At 73.2% G+C, this 19600-nt stretch carries 20 protein-coding genes; 12 read left to right on the forward strand and 8 right to left on the reverse strand.

The window, feature by feature from the left end; genetic code table 11:
* The first annotated feature begins 37 nt into the window (after positions 1–37).
* The gene (locus ABZ899_RS23265; protein WP_361349328.1) at positions 38–1111 is read left to right on the forward strand and encodes an NAD(+)/NADH kinase; all 1074 of its coding nucleotides are present in this window, start codon (positions 38–40) and stop codon (positions 1109–1111) included.
* Positions 1112–1198: 87 nt separating this feature from the next.
* The gene (locus tag ABZ899_RS23270; RefSeq protein WP_361349750.1) at positions 1199–1357 is read left to right on the forward strand and encodes a hypothetical protein; all 159 of its coding nucleotides are present in this window, start codon (positions 1199–1201) and stop codon (positions 1355–1357) included.
* Here ABZ899_RS23270 and ABZ899_RS23275 read toward each other — a convergent pair.
* Positions 1341–1967, reverse strand: a complete 627-nt coding sequence (locus tag ABZ899_RS23275; RefSeq protein ID WP_361349331.1) for a glyoxalase — start codon at positions 1965–1967, stop codon at positions 1341–1343. The two genes, ABZ899_RS23270 and ABZ899_RS23275, sit on opposite strands and share 17 nt — an antisense overlap.
* A 309-nt stretch (positions 1968–2276) precedes the next feature.
* Here ABZ899_RS23275 and ABZ899_RS23280 point away from each other — a divergent pair, with 309 nt between their 5' ends.
* From ABZ899_RS23280 to ABZ899_RS23295, 4 genes are all read left to right on the forward strand, one after another.
* Positions 2277–4148: a hypothetical protein gene (locus ABZ899_RS23280; RefSeq protein WP_361349334.1), complete on the forward strand. Its 1872-nt coding sequence runs from the start codon at positions 2277–2279 to the stop codon at positions 4146–4148.
* Positions 4145–4570, forward strand: coding sequence for a hypothetical protein (locus tag ABZ899_RS23285; RefSeq protein ID WP_361349336.1), 426 nt, complete (start codon positions 4145–4147; stop codon positions 4568–4570). Before ABZ899_RS23280 ends, ABZ899_RS23285 begins: the two co-directional genes overlap by 4 nt.
* 49 nt (positions 4571–4619) lie before the next feature.
* Positions 4620–5408, forward strand: a complete 789-nt coding sequence (locus ABZ899_RS23290; protein ID WP_361349339.1) for a hypothetical protein — start codon at positions 4620–4622, stop codon at positions 5406–5408.
* A 123-nt stretch (positions 5409–5531) separates the two neighbouring features.
* Positions 5532–6341 carry a universal stress protein gene (locus tag ABZ899_RS23295; protein ID WP_361349341.1) on the forward strand — a complete coding sequence of 270 codons (810 nt, stop codon included), beginning with the start codon at positions 5532–5534 and terminating at the stop codon, positions 6339–6341.
* A 67-nt stretch (positions 6342–6408) separates the two neighbouring features.
* Here ABZ899_RS23295 and ABZ899_RS23300 read toward each other — a convergent pair whose 3' ends face one another.
* On the reverse strand, positions 6409–7173 hold the full coding sequence (locus ABZ899_RS23300; RefSeq protein ID WP_361349343.1) for a calcium-binding protein: 765 nt from the start codon (positions 7171–7173) through the stop codon (positions 6409–6411).
* A 247-nt stretch (positions 7174–7420) separates the two neighbouring features.
* On the opposite strand from ABZ899_RS23300, the gene ABZ899_RS23305 reads away from it, so the two are divergent.
* Positions 7421–7708 carry a DUF4190 domain-containing protein gene (locus tag ABZ899_RS23305; RefSeq protein WP_361349346.1) on the forward strand — a complete coding sequence of 96 codons (288 nt, stop codon included), beginning with the start codon at positions 7421–7423 and terminating at the stop codon, positions 7706–7708.
* 135 nt (positions 7709–7843) lie between these two features.
* Positions 7844–9040 carry a phospholipase D-like domain-containing protein gene (locus tag ABZ899_RS23310; protein WP_361349726.1) on the forward strand — a complete coding sequence of 399 codons (1197 nt, stop codon included), beginning with the start codon at positions 7844–7846 and terminating at the stop codon, positions 9038–9040.
* Positions 9041–9055: 15 nt separating this feature from the next.
* Here the strand turns inward: ABZ899_RS23310 and ABZ899_RS23315 are convergent, their stop codons facing one another.
* Positions 9056–9484, reverse strand: coding sequence for a VOC family protein (locus tag ABZ899_RS23315; protein WP_361349349.1), 429 nt, complete (start codon positions 9482–9484; stop codon positions 9056–9058).
* A gap of 97 nt (positions 9485–9581) precedes the next feature.
* Here ABZ899_RS23315 and ABZ899_RS23320 point away from each other — a divergent pair, with 97 nt between their 5' ends.
* The gene (locus tag ABZ899_RS23320) at positions 9582–10454 is read left to right on the forward strand and encodes a PhzF family phenazine biosynthesis isomerase (RefSeq protein WP_361349352.1); all 873 of its coding nucleotides are present in this window, start codon (positions 9582–9584) and stop codon (positions 10452–10454) included.
* Between the two features lie 60 nt (positions 10455–10514).
* Here ABZ899_RS23320 and ABZ899_RS23325 read toward each other — a convergent pair whose 3' ends face one another.
* Together ABZ899_RS23325 and ABZ899_RS23330 are read right to left on the reverse strand one after the other, a co-directional pair.
* On the reverse strand, positions 10515–12662 hold the full coding sequence (locus tag ABZ899_RS23325) for a VCBS repeat-containing protein (RefSeq protein WP_361349355.1): 2148 nt from the start codon (positions 12660–12662) through the stop codon (positions 10515–10517).
* A 114-nt stretch (positions 12663–12776) separates the two neighbouring features.
* On the reverse strand, positions 12777–13451 hold the full coding sequence (locus tag ABZ899_RS23330; protein WP_361349358.1) for a class I SAM-dependent methyltransferase: 675 nt from the start codon (positions 13449–13451) through the stop codon (positions 12777–12779).
* A 113-nt stretch (positions 13452–13564) separates the two neighbouring features.
* Between ABZ899_RS23330 and pgm the strand changes: the two genes are divergently transcribed.
* Together pgm and ABZ899_RS23340 are read left to right on the forward strand one after the other, a co-directional pair.
* On the forward strand, positions 13565–15205 hold the full coding sequence (gene pgm, locus ABZ899_RS23335; protein ID WP_361349360.1) for a phosphoglucomutase (alpha-D-glucose-1,6-bisphosphate-dependent): 1641 nt from the start codon (positions 13565–13567) through the stop codon (positions 15203–15205).
* A 112-nt stretch (positions 15206–15317) separates the two neighbouring features.
* Entirely contained in the window at positions 15318–15788 is a 471-nt protein-coding gene (locus ABZ899_RS23340) for a GreA/GreB family elongation factor (protein WP_361349363.1), read from the forward strand.
* A 326-nt stretch (positions 15789–16114) separates the two neighbouring features.
* On the opposite strand, the gene ABZ899_RS23345 is transcribed toward ABZ899_RS23340, so the two are convergent.
* A complete protein-coding gene (locus tag ABZ899_RS23345) occupies positions 16115–17356 on the reverse strand; it encodes a SpoIIE family protein phosphatase (RefSeq protein WP_361349366.1) in 1242 nt (413 codons plus the stop codon).
* 340 nt (positions 17357–17696) lie between these two features.
* On the opposite strand from ABZ899_RS23345, the gene ABZ899_RS23350 reads away from it, so the two are divergent.
* Positions 17697–18485 carry a serine/threonine protein kinase gene (locus tag ABZ899_RS23350; RefSeq protein ID WP_361349369.1) on the forward strand — a complete coding sequence of 263 codons (789 nt, stop codon included), beginning with the start codon at positions 17697–17699 and terminating at the stop codon, positions 18483–18485.
* 84 nt (positions 18486–18569) lie between these two features.
* Here the strand turns inward: ABZ899_RS23350 and ABZ899_RS23355 are convergent, their stop codons facing one another.
* Positions 18570–19016 (reverse strand): DUF3618 domain-containing protein, encoded by a 447-nt coding sequence (locus tag ABZ899_RS23355; protein ID WP_361349372.1) that lies wholly within the window; start codon positions 19014–19016, stop codon positions 18570–18572.
* Positions 19013–19444, reverse strand: a complete 432-nt coding sequence (locus ABZ899_RS23360) for a phage holin family protein (RefSeq protein WP_361349375.1) — start codon at positions 19442–19444, stop codon at positions 19013–19015. The genes ABZ899_RS23355 and ABZ899_RS23360 overlap by 4 nt, the downstream gene beginning before the upstream one ends.
* Positions 19445–19600 lie beyond the last annotated feature (156 nt).

Here is a 19600-nt window from a genome sequence, read left to right on the forward strand (position 1 = left end):
CGGCCCCGACCGGGACCACGACACTCTGGAGGCAACGGTGACGGTCAACCGCCTGGGAATGGTGGTGCACGGCGGGCGTCCGGAGGCCACGGACGCGGCCGCCGCGGTGCGCGCCTGGTGCGCCGAGCAGGATGTGCCGTGCGCCGACATCGACGTGTGGCACGAGGGCGGACGGCTCAACGCCCGCGACGAGGTCGAGGCCGCCGGTGACCCGGACCTCATCGTGACGCTGGGCGGGGACGGCACGTTTCTGCGCGGCGCCAGGCTGGCGGCGGAGAGCGACGCCCTCGTCCTGGGGGTGGACCTGGGCCGGGTGGGCTTTCTGACGGAGGTGTCGGCGACCGCCATGCGGGCCGCGCTGGACGCGGTGCGGGAGGATCGCTTCGACGTCGACAGCCGCATGCTGCTCGCCCTGCGCGCCTCCCGTCTCCTGGAGGTGCCGCCCGGCATGGAGGCCCTGATGGAGTACGGGCGCGGCCCGCTGCTGCCGCCTCCCCGGGTGCGTTCCGACTGCCGGATCGACGAGGACTGGGGCGTCCCGCTGGACGTGACGGCGCTCAACGACGTGGTGCTGGAGAAGCTGGCCCGTGACCGGCAGGTGTCGGTGGGCGTCTACGTGGCGGGCAGGCTGCTGGCGTCGTACTCGGCGGACGCCCTGCTGGTGGCGACGCCCACGGGTTCCACCGCCTACAGTTTCGCGGCCGGCGGGCCGGTCGTCTCACCACGGGCGGAAGCGCTCGTCTTCACGCCGGTCGCCCCGCACATGGCGTTCGACCGGTCGGTGGTCACCGCGCCCGACGAGCCGGTCGGGCTGCGCATCCTGGAGCGGTCCGGGCAGGCCGCGGTCAGCATCGACGGGCAGCTGCGCGGTGTGCTGGGGCCGGGTGACTGGATCGGCGTGTACGCCGCGCCGCGCCGGCTGCGGGCCGTACGGCTGGGGCCGATGGACTTCTACGGGCGGCTGCGGGAGCGGATGAACCTGACCGACGCGCCGGCCGCCGTCGCCGACGGTTCGCCCGCCCCGCTCTGGTCGGTGACCACGCCGCCGCCGGGTGACATCGCGCACCTCGCCCTGCTGACGGAACCGGACGGCCCGCCGGGCGGGCCCTGAGGGGTATAGACGACGGTGGCGCCATCCGACACCTCCGGCGGCACGCGGTCCGTTCCAGCCGGTGGTACGGCTGGGTGGGGTCAGGCCGTGGGCCCGCAGCGGGGGGCGGCGAACGGCTGGGGGGCGACGGCCTCGATGGGCGCGCTGTTCGGCTACTGGCTGCTCGCCCTGAGCATCTGCCTCGTCCGCAGCGCCGCCCCGAGGGCCGCCGCCGGGACACCGGTCCGGGTCACCGCCCGGCGTTGACGTCCGCGGTCGTCCACTCGAAGGCGTCCGGGTCGGTGAAGGGGCCGGCGGGGCTGCCGATCGTCAGCCGGTGGGAGCCGGTGCCCTCCGGGGAGACACCGGCGACCTTGGCGAGGCCGCGGCGCTTGTAGAGCGCCAGCTTCACGGGGCCCGAGCCGGTCTCGAACTCGACGTACTTGCCGCCGAAGCTCTTGCTCACCGGGAGGCCGTGCCCGACGTAGAACTGCTTGCCGGCCTTGACGTCCTCGACGCCGAGCAGCAGCACGATCTCCTGGAAGCGGCGGGTGGCCGGACCGGTGTTCCTCCTGGACGAGGAGGCCACCTGCCAGATCGTCCCGTCGGGTGCCTGGACGACACCCCCGTAGCCCCACAGCGACTTGGCGGCGGGCTTCAGCGTGGTGGCGCCCGCGTCCACCGCCGCGCCCACGAGGGCGTCGACGTCGGCGGGCTGGGCCACCACCAGCGACAGGGTGAAGCCGCGGAACCCGCTGCTCGGTGCCTCGGAGGCCCGGAAGCGGATCTGGCCCTCCAGCCCGAAGGCGGTCGTGCAGAAGCGTTCGGCGGCGGCCGGGTCGGCCACTTCGAGGGTGACGAAGTCGATGGAAGTCATGAGGAAGACGCTAGAAGGGCTCCGGGCGCCGCGCTTCTCGATTCCTGACCGGTCGCCGGCGCCGGTTCGCCCCGCCTGCGGCAGCGTCCGGCCGGCCGCTGTCCAGTGGCTCCTGGTGTATTCACCGGTTCGGGGGAGGAAGCGTTTGAGCCGCGCGTGTCGAGGGCCGCGGTCCTCTAGCCTCGCGCTTCTGTTCACGACTCCCCCGTCCGGTGGCGGCACCGCCCCCGGGCGGCGGCTCTCGAGCAGCGCCGGAGCCGTCGGGGGCGTACCGGGGACAGGACCACCCTTCACGACCATGGGAGCACAGTGCCGGGCACCAGCCTTCCCGAAGACCGCCACAGCCGCACGGAGGCCACCCGGCTGCTGTGTGCCGGCGTCTACCAGGACGCCACCTTCCGACGCCGGGTCATCGACGAACTCGTCGGCCACCAGGAGCGGCCAGTCGCCCCCTCCCTGGGCGTGGACGTCGTGCCGGTGCTGGCTCACGCCGTGCGCGTCGCCCACCAGGAGGCCCGGACGGCGCTGCTGATGCTCGCGGCCTGGGCCGGGTTCCTCGTCTCCGACTTCCTGATGGTGTGGGACAGCCTGTCCGACCGCTGGGGCCCCGACATCGACGTGGGCTTCGGGGACGTGTTCACCGCCATGTACGAGGGCCGGCTGAACGTCTCCGGCGAGCTGTGGCTGCCCTGGTCCCAGCTCTACGCCTTCGTGACGTTCGCCCTGTGGTTCGCGGGCATCCTCAACGAACGCGGCCCCTCCGTGAAGGAGCTGGGGCTGCCCGCCCCCGTGGCCCGCGCCGCCGACGGCATGAGCAGCCTCGCCGGCGCGGGCAGCCTGCTGTTCGTCGCCCTGTACTGGTACTGGTACCTGGCCGGTCTGGTGGACGGCACCGCGCAGACGCCGTACCCGGCGCTCTTCCCCCTCCTGATCGCGCTCATCGGCTGGCAGCACCAGGCCACGCACCGCAAGGCGCTGTGCCAGTGGCTGTCGAAGTGGACGTTCCGCACCGCCACCCAGCCCGGGCTGCCCGCGGGCCTGCCGTACGACGACCTGGTCCGCGACATCCGCCGGGAGCAGCATGCCCCGGTCACGCTCTACGACGTGGAGCGGCCGTTCATCGGGATGGGCACGCTCAAACGGAGCTGGTCGTTCGCCATGGAGCTGCGCAAGCTGCCCGACGGCCGCCGCGACCGTATCCCGGCGCAGGTCGACGGCGGGGACCGCGGCGCCTTTGACGGGCACGCGGCCGGTGCTCCGCAGCGCGCCAGGGAGCGGCTGACGGCCCGTGCCGCGCTGGACCTGATCGAGCCGCAGCTGGTGGAGCTGCGGGAGTCCGCGGCGCGTACCGGGCGCGACCGTCTGCGGGACCTGGAGATCGAACGGTTCCTGTACCTGCCGGGAGGCGTCGGCCGTTCGGAGCAGGTGGAGCTCGGGGGCGTGGACGACGCGAGGGCCCACGCCGTCTCGGACCGGGGCCGCGGAACGGCCGAGTACGCCGTCTACGACCCGGAGCAGATCACCGCGCACCTGGACGAGGCGATCGACGAGGGCGGCGAGGCCCGGCGCGTCTTCCTGCGCGTGCGCATCGGAGGCTGGCACGAACAGCTCGTCGCGACCGTGCTGGTGCGGGTCCACACCCAGGGCGGGATGCTCGTCCTGGAAGTCGAGTCCTACGTACTGGGCCCCATCCGCAAGGAGTTCCGCGGCGTGGACGCGCTGGTGGAACGGCTGCCGGAGCATTGGCACAGCGCGGCGCTGCGCGCCCTGCGGCACGCGCCCGCGATCGGCCTGGACTGCGCGATCGGCGCGCTCGGCAGTCTCCGCCGGGAGATCGCCTCCGGCTGGTCCGAGGGCGCGGAACCGCCGGACGTGCCCCGTGTCTCGCTGCGGGCGCTCGCCGCGCAGCCGAAGCTCTCGCGTTTCCAGGACATGGACGCCGAGCGATACATCAAGACGGTCGAGGAGCGGATCGTGGGCGGCGTCCGTACGGCGCTGCGCGAACACGGCTACCGGACCGAGGAGTTCGAGCAGCACATCTACCAGGTCAGCGGTGGAGGCGTCTTCGTCCAGGACATGTCGGGCGGATCCATCGCCACCGGCAGTCACGGACAGGCCAACTCGCACACCGCTCCCCCGCCCGGCACCGGCCGTGGGCGTCAGGAAGGGAACCCCGCATGAGCCAGAACACCACCTCCCCGCAGCCCTCCGGCGGCGAGCGTCCGGACGCGGCCGGCGGCGGCGTCACCATCGGGTCGATGTCCGGCGGCTCCATCGCCACCGGCCGGGACGGCCGGGCCGTCTCGTACAACACCACGGGCGGTGCCGCGCTCGACACCGCCCATCAGGAACTGCTGGCCGCCGTACGGGAGTTGCTGGCCGAGTTGCCCGACGGGGCCGGCCGGGGAGCGGACGACGCGGCCCTGCACGACGAACTCGTGGGCCTGCAGGAGGAGATCACGCGCTCGGGGACGGCCGAGCAGGGGCGCCTCACCCGGGTGCTGGGCAGCGTCCGGCGCTGGCTCGGCTCGCAGGCGGCAGCGGCGGGCGCCGTGGCGTCGGCGACCGCCGTGGTGCAGGGCATCGCCCAGTTGCTCGGCTGACGGCCGACCCGACGACGCAGACGGCTGGCAGCCTGGAGGGACGACGGCGATGAGGGTGTACGACAGGGAACGGCAGGACTGGGTGGACGGGCGTCGCGAACGCCTCCACCAGCCGGACCGGGACCTGGATCTGCCGCGCCAGCAGCGCGTGGTGCGGCGTGGTGGCATGGTCCTGGCCGCGGTGGGGATGTGCTTCGGCGTGTGGGCCTTCGGCTGGAAGGACGAGCCGGAACCGCCTCCTCCGCCACCCCCGTCCCCCACCGCGCAGGAGCAGGAGGGGACCGAGCCCTCGGCTTCGGCGACCGAGACGGCGGACGGCACGGCAACGGCGTCCGGGGTCCTGCCCGACGGTTACGGCGAGGTGCAGGACGACGAGGGGTTCCGTATCGCGGTCCCCGTCAACTGGACGGCCGAGCGCCGCCCGTCGAAGTACGGCATCAAGATCGTCGACTACGGCAGCCCGGACGGCCTGCGCCGCCTGCAGATCTTCCAGCTGGAGGAGCCCTCGCCGTACGACTCGCTCGTCATCGCCCAGGAGGAGGCCGCCCGGAGGGACGGGTACGAACGGATCGACATGGGCCCGATCCCTTCGGCGCCGGACGACGCGGCCGAACACGAGTACCGGACCACCGAGATCGCCGGCGAGGCGGACTCCGGGACCGTCCGGCACGTCATCGACCACCGATTCCGGGCCGCCGACGGCAACCGCTACGCACTGGTCGCCTACGGCCCCGACAACCAGGACTCCGCCGAGCGCGAGCTGATCGACACGGCGGCCGCCTGGTTCTGCCCGCCCGCGACGACCTGCCCCGCGCCCGACGGGTCGGGAGGCGGCTGAGCCGTCCGGGGTGGCAAGGGTCCCGGCCGGGTGGCAGCGCGGCCCGGCCGGAGTGATCCTTGGACAGGCGTGTCGTATTCGGACAGGCGTGTCGTTCGGGCGCCCGGTGGTGCAGGAGGTCCGGTGGGAAAGCTCGTGATCGCGGGTGTGGACGGCTCGTCGTCGTGCCGGGCGGCCGTGGAGACGGCCGCGCACGAGGCCCGGCGGCGCGGTGCCGGGCTGCGGGTGGTGCACGCCTTCGGCCCACTGACCCGGCCGATGTACACGTCGCCGGACCCCGCCCCGGTGGAGGAGCTGATGCGCGAGGCGGCGGAGCGCGCCCACGCCGTGGCCCCCGACCTGGACGTCACCCATGAGGTCGTGCACGGCGGCGCGGTGGAGGTGCTGACCGCCGAGTCACGGACCGCGGACCTGCTGGTCGTCGGCGCCCGGGGCGTCGGCGGCTTCGTCGGGATGCTGCTGGGGTCGACAGCCGTGTCTCTCGCCGCGCACGCCCTGTGCCCGGTGCTGGTGGTCCGGGGCGAGCCGGACGGGAGCGGGCCGGTCGTGGTCGCGGTCGACGGCTCCCCGCAGGGCGAGCGGGCCCTGGAGTTCGCCGTCGCCGAGGCGGAGCTGCGCGGGGCCGAACTGCTCGCCGTGCATGTGTGGCAGCCGGATCACGCGCCGATCGGGACAGGCGTGGAGGCCGCCGAGCGGCTGCTGGCGCTCGCGCTGGCCGGGTTCGCCGAGAGGTACCCGGACGTGGTGGTCAGACAGCAGGTGCTGAGCGGGGAACCCCGCGAGACGCTGATCGAGGCGAGCAGGAACGCCCAGGTCGTCGTCGTGGGCGCGCGGGGGCGTGGCGGCTTCGCCGGGCTGCTGCTCGGCTCGGTCAGCCAGGCCGTGCTGCACCATGCGCACTGCCCGGTGGCCGTCGTCCGCGGCAGGGACTGACCGGCAGCCCTGAGGTGCTCGGGCCCCTCGTGGACGAGTGGCCGCCCGACGCATCCGCCTCCGGTGCTCAGGACCGTACGTCGACGTAGTCGCCGGCGGCCTTGGCCGCGCCCGTGGTGGCGGTGCCGGCGAAGTTCCAGCGCCAGTAGCCGTCCTTGGCCGCCTTGAGCATGATGTGCAGGGCGCCGGTGCCGTTCGTCTCAGCCGTGGCCACGGTGCGGTAGGTGCTGGAGCCCTTGGGGCGGAACTGCAGCTCGACCGTCCGGCCCGCGTAGCCGGTGTACCGGTAGGTGTCCCAGTCGGCCCGTACGAGCCGGCCGGTCACGGTGAGGCGGGCGCCCTTGGCCACGGGTTCCGGTGAGGCGTTCGCCGTGAGCCGTGCGGCCCGCTTGAGCGAGAACGACCCCACGTCCCGGGCGAAGACGGACGTGCCGTCCTCGGTGTCGGCGAGCGCGTCGACGGACCAGGTGCCCGCCTGTGCGTCGGCGAGGTCCACCGGGTCGTCGGCGCCCGGCGCGAGGCGGGCGTTGACGGTGAAGCGGGTCGTGCAGGCCGTGGCGCTCTCGCAGAAGGCGTCCGTGGTGTAGAAGCCGCCGTGCGGCCCCTTCAGATCGACGTCGACGAACGTCAGGGCCGGGTCGCCCGAGCCGGTGACCGTGACCGGGAAGGTCACGTCGTGCGTGGTGCCCACGACGACGTCGTGTCCCTCGTTGACGACGGCCCGTGCGACCACCGGCCCTCCCGCCCGGTCGGCGGGGGCGGCGCCGGCCGAGGCACCGGCTCCCGCCAGCAGCACCACGGCGGTTCCCACGACGACACCGCGACGACTCATCGTTCCTCCAAGGGGGCGCTCCCACTGCCGCGTTCGGCACTGCGTACGACTGCCGAGGGGGCCCGACCGTTGCCCTCCGGGACCGCGCGATGCGCCCGGGTTCGCGGGCCCCCGGCCTCCGCTCCCCGGCTCCCGCCGCTCCGCTCCGCAGACATGAGTCCGCCGGATGGGGGCATTCGGGCAAAGCAGCCAACAGTGGGGAGAGCGCGGCCCCTTCGGTCCGCGCGAAGGCAACAGGGAGTGAGCAATGGCGAGTTACGGTGGTTCCTCGACCGCGTCCTCGGGATCGCGTACCAACGGCATGGCGATCGCGAGCCTGTGCTGCGGCATCGTGGGGCTGTTCATCCTGAACATCATCCTCGGCCCGCTGGCCATCGTCTTCGGTGCCCTCGCCCGGCGCCAGGCCGGAGCGCGCAACGGCGCGGGCCTGGCGAAGGCCGGCATTATCCTCGGCGTGGTCGACGTGGTCCTGTGGATCCTGTTCGTCACGGTCGCCGCGAGCAACGGCGGTTTCAGCTGGTACGTGGGCGGCTGACCGCTGCAGGGACACCCGCGGATCCGCGGGGCGTGAGCGCGCGCCTGCGGGGCATCAGCTCAGGGGGCCGCTTCGGCGGCCCCCTGACGTACTTCTTCTTCGCCCTGTGGGAGACCCGACGTGATACTCGACGGCATACCGGCACACAGTCCTGCCCAGGACAGACCGGCGACGGCGGAGGACCGCAAACAGCGGTTGCGCCGCCGGCTGGAGCGGCTCATCGGGGTGGCGGCGACGGAGGGCAACACGCTCGTTCCGCTGCGCAACGGCGACGAGATCTTCCCCGCGATGCTCGGCGCGATCCGCGCGGCCGAGCACACCATCGACATGATGACCTTCGTCTACTGGCGCGGTCAGATCGCCCGTGACTTCGCCGTCGCCCTCGCCGACCGCGCCCGGGCGGGTGTACGGGTGCGGCTGCTGCTGGACGGGTTCGGCGCGAAGGAGATCGAGGGCCGGCTGCTCGAGCTGATGAACTCGGCCGGCGTGGAGATCGCGTGGTTCCGCAAGCCCGTGTGGCTGTCCCCGTTCAAGCAGAACCACCGCTGTCACCGCAAGGCCCTCATCCTCGATGAGCACACCGCGTTCACCGGGGGTGTGGGGATCGCCGAGGAGTGGTGCGGCGACGCGCGCAACCCGTCGGAGTGGCGGGACACGCACGTACAGGTCCGCGGCCCTGCCGTGGACGGGATAGCCGCCGCGTTCGCGCAGAACTGGGCGGAGTGCCACGAGGAACTCTTCGACGAGCGCGACCGCTTCACCGAGCACCCGCAGGAGGGGTCGTCGGTGGTGCAGGTGGTGCGCGGGTCCGCCAGCATCGGCTGGCAGGACATGCAGACCCTGATCCGGGTCATGCTCACCTCGGCGGAGGAACGCTTCCGGCTGGCCACCGCCTACTTCGCGCCCGACGCCTACTTCATCGACCTGTTGTGCCGGACCGCACGGCGCGGGGTGCGGGTCGAGATCCTGCTGCCCGGTCCGCACACCGACCAGCGGGCCTGCCAGCTCGCGGGCCAGCAGCACTACACACGGCTGCTGGAGGCCGGCGTGCACATCCGGCAGTACCAGCCGACGATGATGCACGCCAAGATCATCACCGTGGACTCGGTGGCCGCGCTCATCGGCTCCACCAACTTCAACCGGCGGTCCATGGACCATGACGAGGAGGTCATGCTCGCCGTGCTGGACGAGGACTTCACCGCCTCCCTCGACCGGGACTTCGAGGCCGACCTCGAACGGAGCGTGGAGATCGACCTGCGCCGGTGGCGGAGGCGCGCCGCGCTGCAGCGTGTGATGGAGGCCGCGGTCACCCCCATCCGGCGCTTCCTCTGAGGGCGGGCCGGGCGCTCAGTCCAGGCAGAACTCGTTGCCCTCGATGTCCTGCATCACGATGCACGCGTCGTCCTCGTCGTACAGCAGACGCTCGCGGACCGCGCCCAGCGGGAGGAGGCGCGCGCACTCGGCCTCGAGCGCGGCGAGGCGTTCCTCGCCCCGGAGGCCGGTGCCGACCCGCACGTCGAGGTGCACCCGGTTCTTGACGACCTTGCCCTCGGGAACGCGCTGGAAGTACAGCCGCGGTCCCACCCCGGAGGGGTCCTGGCAGGCGAACCAGGCGCCGCGCTCCTCCTCCGGCTGGGCGGCGTGGTAGGCGTCCCAGGTGGCGAATCCGCCCGGGGGCGACGGCACCTCGTACCCGAGCACCTCGCACCAGAAGCGGGCGAGGCGCTCCGGATCGGCGCAGTCGAATGTGACCTGGACCTTCTTGATCGTCGACACGGGAGGCACCCTAACAACGGGCGTGCGCGAGCTCATCCCTTTTTCGGCCAACGGTGCGGGCGGGGAATGACCTTGGACCCGGGCGGGTTCCCCGAGCATGACGACGAACGCGCAGCCCGAGGTGCTCCGGTACACCGCCTTCTCCACCTCCCCCGACGGGGGCAACCGCGCCGGTGTGGTCCTGGACGCGACCGGCCTCGACGACGGCGACATGCTGGCGATCGCCGCGGACCTCGGGTACTCGGAGTCCGCCTTTCTCACGGCGCCTCCCGCGGACAGCGGGGGCCCGGCGGGGCGGGCGTACACCATCCGTTACTTCAGTCCCAAGGCGGAGGTGCCGTTCTGCGGGCACGCGACCGTCGCGGCGGCGATCGCCCTGTCCGAACGGATCGGGACCGGGGAGCTCGTGTTCAGCACGCCCGCCGGTGTCGTGCCGGTGGAGGTGGCGGACGACGGCGGGACCGTCCGGGCCACTCTCACCAGTGTGGAGCCGCACCTGGAGGAGGTCGCGGCCGCGGATCTCGAGGAGGCGCTGGCCGCGCTCGACTGGCCGGCCGCCGATCTCGACCCGGCCTTCCCGCCCCGGATCGCCTTCGCCGGCGCCCGTCATCTCGTCCTCGCGGCCGCGACCCGCGCACGCCTCGCCGATCTGTCGTACGACTTCGCGCGTCTGGAAGCCCTGATGCACCGACTCGACCTCACCACGGTCCAGTTGGTGTGGCGTGAGTCCCCCATCGTCTTCCACGTGCGGGACCCCTTCCCGGTCGGCGGGGTCGTCGAGGATGCGGCGACCGGCGCCGCCGCGGCCGCGTTCGGCGCCTACGCCCGAGAGCTCGGGCTGGTCCCGGAGGACGCCGTCCTGACCCTCTTCCAGGGCCAGGACATGGGCCGTCCGGGCGAGTTGACGGTGACGCTGCGCGCGGGTGACCCGCGGGTCCGGGTGAGCGGAGCGGGAACCCGGATCGGCTGACCCGGGCGGTGCGAGCCGGGTGGGCGACGTCTGCCGCCGACCCGGCCCGCCGACGCCCTGTCAGGAGATGCGGATACCGGACCAGTTCGTGCTCCTGCCCGCCTGCGTCCGGGCGGCGAAGCCACCGTGTCCGTCGCCCTTGTTGAGCCAGGCGCGGCCCTGATGGTCGAGCGAGATCAGGTCGGCCAGGCCGTCGCCGGACAGATCGAGGCCGCCGACGACGTCCTTGTAGGACGTGCCCCAGTCCTTGAAGACGAGCGCCCGCGGCGTGAAGGTGCCGCTGCCGGTCCCCCTGAGGCGCCAGAGCTCGTTGGACGCGTCGATCGCCAGCAGGTCGCCGCGCCCGTCGCGGTCGAGGTCCCCGGCGGCGACGAGCCTCGTGTACGTCCCGAAGCCCGAGCCGGCGAGCGCGCGGGCCTTGAATCCACCCGCGCCGTTGTTCGCGTAGACGTAGAGCTTCCCGCTGGCGGCGGACCGGGTGAGCAGGTCGGGGCGCCCGTCGCCGGTGAGGTCGCCGGGTGACAGGACGGTGTCGTAACCGCTCCAGTCCGAGGAGATCTTCACGCCGTACGTCTGCTGGTCGGGCTGTCCGCCGCAGACCGTGACGCGGATCCGGGCCTCGCCGTCGGGGCCGCGGGTGAACACGTCGTCGCAGCCGTCGCCGTCCAGGTCGCCGTAGGGCAGGACGAGCGTGCCGGACGGCCAGCCGCTCGCCCGCTCGCCGGCGGTGAGCTCGGCGGCGCCACCGGCGTACACCCTGACCCCGGCGCTGCTGCGGCCGAAGAGGTCGGCCCTGCCGTCGTCCGTGTAGTCACGCCACATGGGCAGCGCGCGGGCGGTGGTGGTGGCCTGCTGGACGCCGGCCAGGACGGTGGCGCCGGTGGCGGACGGCTTGTACTCGTCCCACACGGCGACCGGCCGTCCCTGCGCGTCGGCGGCGACCCACGGCGCGCCCGCGAACCCGTCGCCGGTGGCGCTGAGCCGGTGCGCGGCGGACCAGGTACCGCCCTTGAAGGCGGCGGCCATCGTGTACTCCGCGCCGGAGTAGCCCTCCCGCCACGTCACCGTGACGGTGCCGCCCGAGGTGGCGGCGGCGGAGACCGAGCGCACCTTCTTGTGCGTGGAGAACGTCTGGGTGAAGGGCTGCCAGGTGCCGGTGGAGGCCGAACGCAGCGCGTACCAGGGGCCGGTGGCGTAGCCGGGGGCGCCCGCGACGAAGAGGTCGCCGTTCGGCAGGTGGACGGGGGCGGTCATCCCGGACGTGCTGCCGGTGGCGGCCGCGGTGCGCGGGGCGCTCCACGTCGTGGAACCGGCGGTGCGGCGCGTGTACGCGAGGTGCGCCTGGTCGTCGTAGAAGACGTCGAAGCCGCCCTGGGGGCGGGCGAACACCTTCGGGCGTGCCAGGTCGACGCCCGGGACGGGAAAGCTCGTGACCGTCTTCCAGGCGGTCTCGCCACGGGACTTCTCCAGGGCGACGACGCCCTTTCCGTTCTGCCACTGCCAGACCAGCAGGGCGGTGCCGTTCCTGTCGACCGCCAGGTCCAGGGCGGCGATGTCCCGGCTGCCGGACGGCGGCTGCGGGTTGAGGTCGGCCGGTGCGGTCCACGCGGCCTGCGGGCCCGTCCTCTCGGCGGCCTTCACCACGCCGGATTCTGTCCATACGGCGATCAGGCGGCCGTCGGGGTCGGCGGCGAGGTGGTGGTAGCCCTTCTCGGGGACCGGGGCGATGTACTCGGGCGCGGAGAAGGCGGTGGCGCCGGGGGCGAGGGTGGCCATGCTGAGCCAGTGGTCGTGGTGGTCGTCGGCGCGCTCGGCCCGCCAGACCAGGCGCACCGAGCCGTCGCCGAGCGCGAGCAGCTCGGTGTTGTAGGCGCCGGCGTCACCCCATGTCTGCGGTGCGAGCCAGCGGGTACTGCCGGCGGGCCGGACGCGGGTGGACCGGGAGAGCCCGTCACCGGTGAGGGCGACCAGGGTGCCGTTCCCGGCCGATACCAGGGCGTTCAGACCACCGGAGGCCGAGCCGGGCGTGGGGTTCGGGGCGAGCTGGGTCCGGGTGCCCCAGGGGCCGGGTGCGCGTCGGTCGACGGTGACGGTGGTGGCGGAGCCGGTGCCGGCCGCCGCGGGCTGAGCGGTGGCCGGCGTCACGGCCGCCAGAGTGAGTACAGGGGTGAGCGCGATGCCGAGCACCACGCGCGACTGCGTCGTCATGGGAAAGCCCCCCCGGGCCGGGCGAATCCCCAACGCGAGGATTTCGCCGAATTGTTCGAATGGGGGCAGCGTATATCAGCCAAGATCACTTCGCACCGGCCCGGGGACGCGGACCTAGGCGGCGTCGCGGCGGCAGCGCAGGAAGAGGTGGGGCTCCGGGCCGGCGTCCGGGTGGTCGGGGGTGAAGAGCGCGCTCTCTGTGGACAGCACCGCCAGCCCCGCGTCCCGGACCAGGGCGAGCACTCCTTCCTCCGGGAAACTGGTCGCACGGATCGCCCGGCCCATGAAGACCACCTCGACGTCCTCCACGTCGGCGGGCACCGTGGCCAGCATCAGGTGCCCGCCGGGCTTCAGTGCCGAGGCCAGCCGCCGTACCAGCGCCGCCTGGTCGGCGCGGGACATCTGGAGCAGTGAGAAGAACACGCACACCCCGTCGAAGGAGCCGTCGTCCAGCGGGACGTCGCGGATGTCGGCGCAGCGGAACTCCGCGCCGGGCACCTGACGGGTGGCCAGATCCACCATGACCGGGGAGACGTCGACGCCGAGCACCGAGTGGCCCGCGGCCACGAGCACCGCCGCCGTGGGCCGTCCGGTGCCGCTGCCCACGTCGAGGACCCGCCCGCCGTCCGGCGGCAGCTGTCCGGTCAGCCACTCCAGCGCGGCCAGGTGCGCGGGGGCGTGCGCGAACGCCTTCTCGTAGCCGGCGCCCAGCGCGTCGAAGAGCACGGCCGCGGGCGGCCGTCGGTCGTCGTGGCTCACGCAGGTGTCCCCTTCCTCGCCGGAGTGCATGGTCGCACCGGCCGGGTACACGCCACAACGGGTGCCCGGTGCGCGTCCCCCCGCGACGGGCGGGGGACAATGGGGGCGTACCCAACGGACGACGTGTGCGTAAGGAGCGGGATATGCAGGACGCGCGTGCGGGGCAGGTCGCGGGACCCGAGGACCTGATCGATGTGGCCCGTCTGGTGACGGCCTACTACGCCCTGCGCCCCGACCCGGCCGAGCCCGGGCAGCGGGTGGCGTTCGGCACGTCCGGGCACCGCGGCTCGTCCCTCGCGGCGGCCTTCAACGACGACCACATCGCCGCGACCAGCCAGGCCATCTGCGAATACCGGGCCGCGCAGGGCACCGACGGTCCCCTGTACCTGGGCGCCGACACCCACGCCCTGTCGGAGCCGGCCCGGGTCACGGCGCTGGAGGTCTTCGCCGCCAACGACGTGACCGTCCTGATCGACCAGAACGACGGGTACACGCCGACCCCGGCGGTGTCGCACGCCATCCTCACGTACAACCGGAACCGTACGTCCGCGCTCGCGGACGGTGTGGTGGTCACGCCCTCGCACAACCCGCCCGCCGACGGCGGTTTCAAGTACAACCCGCCCAGCGGCGGCCCGGCCGGTTCCGAGGCGACCCGCTGGATCCAGGACCGCGCCAACGAGATCATCGCGGGCGGTCTGAAGGACGTACGGCGCATCCCCTACAGCCGTGCCCTGACCGCCCCCGGCACCGGCCGTCACGACTTCCTCGGCGCGTACGTCGCCGACCTGCCCGAGGTGCTGGACCTGGACGCGATCCGGTCGGCCGGGGTGCGCATCGGCGCCGACCCGCTCGGTGGCGCGTCCGTCGCCTACTGGGGCCGTATCGCCGAGGAGCACCGGCTCGACCTGACGGTGGTCAACCCGCTCACCGATCCCACCTGGCGCTTCATGACGCTGGACTGGGACGGCAAGATCCGCATGGACTGCTCCTCGCCGTACGCGATGGCCTCGCTCATCGAACGGCGCGACCGGTTCGACATCGCCACCGGCAACGACGCCGACGCCGACCGGCACGGCATCGTCACCCCGGACGGGGGTCTGATGAACCCCAACCACTATCTGGCCGTGGCGATTTCGTATCTCTTCTCGCACCGGGAGCAGTGGCCGGCGGCCGCGGGGATCGGCAAGACCCTGGTGTCGTCCGGCATGATCGACCGGGTGGCGGCGGACGTCGGCCGCGAACTCGTCGAGGTGCCGGTCGGTTTCAAGTGGTTCGTCGACGGCCTGTCCGACGGCTCGCTCGGCTTCGGCGGCGAGGAGTCGGCGGGCGCGTCCTTCCTGCGCCGGGACGGTTCGGTGTGGACCACCGACAAGGACGGCATCATCCTGGCGCTGCTCGCCTCCGAGATCACGGCCGTCACCGGCCGGACGCCGTCCGAGCACTACGCGGGGCTCACCGACCGCTTCGGCTCCCCCGCCTACGCGCGGATCGACGCGCCCGCCACCCGCGAGGAGAAGGCGCTGCTCGCCAAGTTGTCGCCGCGCCAGGTCACCGCCGACACCCTCGCCGGCGAGCCGGTCACCGCGGTGCTCACCGAGGCCCCGGGCAACGGGGCGCCCCTCGGCGGCATCAAGGTCGCCACCGACAGCGCCTGGTTCGCGGCCCGCCCGTCGGGCACCGAGGACGTCTACAAGATCTATGCCGAGTCCTTCCAGGGCCCGGACCATCTGCGGCGTGTCCAGGAGGAGGCCAAGTCCGTGGTCCTCGCGGCGCTGGGCGCCTGACGGGCGGAAGCTGTCCTGTCGGCGCGGGCTCCGGCGGGGCCGGCTCGGACGGGTCAGGATCCGGCGAAGTGTCTAAAATGGGGACACATCGCCTCCGGCCCCAGGAGCAGGCATGACCAGCCAACCCGCGCCGATCAGCAGCACCGCTCGCCAGGCCCTGGAGCAGGAACTGTCACGGCTGCGCACGGAGCGCGACACCGTCGCCTCGACCCTGAGGGACTCGGACTCCTCGGTCGGCGACCTCGCCGACGCGGCCGACGAGTTGCAGCGCGCCAACGACCTGCGCCGGATCGACGCCAGGATCACGGACCTCACGGCGCGGCTGGACACCACCGGGACGGCGGACCCGCCGCGGGACGACCGGGTGGGCGTGGGCAGCACGGTCACCGTGCGGTTCGCCGACGGCTCGCAGGAGACGTTCCAGGTCGGGGAGACGACCGTGGGCTCCGACGGCTCGCTGGTCACCGTCGACAGCCCACTCGGCCGGGCGCTGCTGGGCCACGAGCCCGGCGACACGGTGCACTACCGCACACCGGGGGGCTCGCAGAGCGCGGTCGTGGTCTCGCTGGGGCGGACAGACTGACCGGCCGGCCCTCCAACTGGCCCCTCGCTGAGGTGTGCTGACCCGCCGTGGCGTGCCCTCACGACAGCCGGGCCGCCGTGGCGGCGACCTGCTCGGGCGGGGGTGACACGACCTGCGCGCCCTCCTCGCCGGGCCGCCGGACCCGCCCGGGCGCACAGCGGGGCGTACAGGTCCTCCGCCTCCTCGATCCCGCCCTGGCCGACGGGGGTTGTCCGCCAGACGCAAGCCGCACGGCACGAAAGCGCCCTCCTCACCCGCTCGACGGCCCGGCTCCGGCCTCGTGCCGATGGCGGCCCGCCCCAGTCCCACCGGGCGGGCCGGGGGCCTCAGAGGCGGACGACGATCAGCGCGATGTCGTCGGAGGAGCCGCCCGCCACGTCGAGCCGGGCGAGCAGCGCGTCGGCCAGCCCCTCGGGCAAGAGGGCGCCGTCCTGGGCGAGGGCGGTGGTCAGCCGGGCCAGGCCGACGTCGATGTCCTCCCCGCGCCGCTCGATGAGGCCGTCGGTGTAGAGCACGAGGGTGTCGCCCGGATGGTAGGTAACCCCGGCCTGGGGACGGGGCACATGGTGCTCACGGGTGCCCAGAGGCGGGTCGGTCGCCTTGTCCAGCAGCTCGAACGAGCCGTCGGTGTGGAGCAGGACAGGCGGCGGATGCCCCGCGTTGCTGTAGATGATCAGCCGGCTGCGGGTGTCGACGAGGACCTTGACCGCGGTCGCCGCCGTGGCGCCGTCCATGGAGCGGGCGTACAGGCCGAGCACCTCGAGGGCCTGGGCCGGGCTGGGGATGGCCCGGATCACCGCGCTCAGGGCGCTGCGGAGCATGCCCATGACGGCGGCGGCGTGCAGGCCGTGGCCCACGACGTCCCCGACCGCGGCGGCGTAGCGGTCGGGCGGAAGGTCGACGACGTCGTACCAGTCGCCGCACACGTTGAGCGAGGAGGCCGCGGGCAGATAGCGCACGGCGATGTTGTCGTGGTGCCTGTCCAGGTCGGGGGCCGAGAGCATGGCTTCCTGGAACGCCACGGCGATCTGGCGTTCCCGGGCGTGGGCCTGGCGCAGCTCCTGGTTCAGCCGGTGCACCTCGCGGGCGCGGACGTACAGCTCGGCGGCCATGCCCTTCTCCAGATCGGTCGATGCGCCGGCCGGCTCCTGCGCGCGCTGGGAGCGGACGAACCCGGTGACGTCGTCGGCGCGCTGGACGATCCACCGCACCGCGCCGTCCGGTCCGGCGATCGGGGTGTGGATCTCGGACCACCAGCGTTCCTCGAAGCCGCCCGAGGAGTCGCGGGCGGGGATGTCGTAGCGCTGGAGCACCAGGGTCTCCGCTATCCCGCTGTTCAGGACACGCGTCAGGGAGTCCCTGAGGGCGTGTTCGGCGTGTTCGGCGGGGGCGCCGGGGTTCTCCGGCAGGGCGTCGAAGAAGGGTTTGCCGACCAGTTCGTCAGGGGTGCGGCCGGTGATCCTCAGAAAGGCCGGGTTGACGTAACGGATCACCAGGTCCGTGTCCAGCACGAGGTACGGACTCGGTGTGGCGTCGAAGAAGGCCGTGAATTCGATGTCCGCCGTCATGCGCGCTCTCCGCAGCCGTCGAGCGTGATCGCCGTCAGTACCAATCTACGGGGGGTGCGGCCGCCCGGCTCCCCCGGCGATCGGAGCGCATGCGGTGGTTGCCGGGCCGGCGGCATCCCAGGCTGCCGCGTCGCCGCACGTCGGAAGGGGCGGGACGGTTCCAGGGTGACGTGTCCGGTACGGGTGGTTGCGGCGCCCCGGCGGGAGCGGTGATGCTCTCGGTGTCGCACCGGGCGGGAGCGGACCGACCATCCGCCGGCACGGCCCCCCGCGACGTCCGCACACCTGTCACGCCGGGCCGTCCGCGTGGCCCGGCGGTCATCTCGGGGGAGACACGGGTTTGGAGACGATCATCGTCCAGCCGTCCGGTCCGTCGCGGCCGGGCGCCACCGGCACGGGCGCGCCGGATCTGCTGCACCTGGGGCCGGGAGACACGGCCGAGTTCGGGCACGACCGGCCCGGGGGCCGGGCCGGCCACTTCGTCGCCCTGCGCGATCCGGGGGTGTCACGGCGGGCGGGGCGGCTGGAGGCCGCCGGGGACTACTGGCGGCTGTCGAACTTCAGCCCCGGCACCGCGTACGTGGTGGAGAACATGGAGAACGGCGGGGAGTATCTGACCGTGGCGCCGGGACGGCTCGGCGCGCCGGTGCCCTTCGAGTTCTCCCGGGTGGTCCTGCCCGCCCTGGACGGCAGCACTGGGTTCACGGTGTTCGCCCCGCAGCACGCCTACCTGGACGGGCGGGACGCACCGGGCGCGGACGAGCGGACCGCGCACCCTTTCGCGCTCGACGTCACCGCCAAGTACTTCCTGGTCCTGGTCGCCCTGTGCGAGCCACGGCTGCGTGGGGTGCCGGACGGCACACCCCCGGGTGCCGGTGACATCGCCCGGCGGCTGCGCCCCCTGGACGGCTGCGGCGGCCTGACCCGCTCCGCCGTGAACTACCACATCGACTACCTGGCCCGGGCGAAGCTGCGTCTGGGCGGCGAGGCCGGTGGCGGCGACGGGCGTACAGGGGCCAAGCGGACCCGGCTGGCCTCGCTCGCCCTGCGTTTCGGCCTGGTCCGGGAGGAACATCTCGCGCTGCTGCCGTCACGCCGGCAGCCCGCACCGCGCGACGGCAGGCCGTGACGGACAAAAGCCGGCGCCGCTGCCGGGGGCCCGGCGCCGTACGACGGCGTCGGTCCCGGACGGCCGCGCGCCGGCCTCCATGCGTCAGCCCTTGCGCCGGCGCACCAGCCACACGCAGACGCCGACCGCTGCCGCGGCCGTCAGCAGGCCACGGTGCTCCCGGGCCAGCCGCGCGCCCTGGGCGGCCTTGTCCTGGACGGGCCGGGGCGCCTTCTCCTGCCACAGCTGCCCGGCGTGTTCCATCGTGTCCTTGACCTGGTCCGGCACCTTGGCCTGCACGCGCGCCGTCGCGTCGGACGCCTTGGCCTTCACCTCTTCGGCCTTGTGGGCGGCCTGCTCCTTGAGGGCGCCGACCCGCTCGGCCGCCTGGACCTTCACCTCGGCGGCCTTCTCCTGGGCCCGGGTCTTGACGTCGGCCTTGGCCGCCAGGGCCTCCACCGTGCTGCCGAGCTGGTGGCGGGTGTTCTCCACCTGCGCGCGCAGTTCCTCGGGGGTCTCGGCGGTGGGCTTGTCGTGGGGGGCCTGAGTCATCGGTGCGCACTCTCCTTGATCTCGGCCACGTCGGCCTTGACATTCTCGATCGTCTGCTGAGGCTTGGGCGGAGCCGCCCGCGCCACCTGCTTCTTGCCGGTCAGCGCCATCACGGCGGCGATCACGCCGAGCACCGCCGTCACGATGAGGGCCGCCGCCCACACCGGCAGCGGTACCGCCAGCGCCGCGATCGCCGTGGCCACGAGCGCCTGGAGCATCAGGAACCCGACCACGCCCGCGCCGCCGAAGAGCCCGCCTCCCTTGCCGTACCGCTTGCCCTTCTCCTTCATCTCCGCCTGCGCCAGGTGCAGTTCGGCCCGCACCAGCTCCGTCAGCTGCTGCGAGGCGCGCTGCACCAGTTCCCCGACCGGCTCCGACCCCGTCGTCCGGTGGTCGGTGAGGGGGTGCGTCTCAGTGTCCGACGCCATGGCGATCACCTCCCGTCTCTCGGTTTGTGGCAAGAAGGCGCCGGGGCGCCGTCCGCTGAGCGGGCGAGTACCCCGAAAGTCCCGTTCACGACAACCGAATGTGCGCCAAAGCCGAAGGTGCCGAGGGGACGACGCGGACCTTCACGGCACCTCCAC

Origin of the sequence: Streptomyces sp. NPDC046859, assembly GCF_040645135.1 — a bacterium.
In the GTDB taxonomy this organism is placed as follows: Bacteria; Actinomycetota; Actinomycetes; order Streptomycetales; family Streptomycetaceae; genus Streptomyces.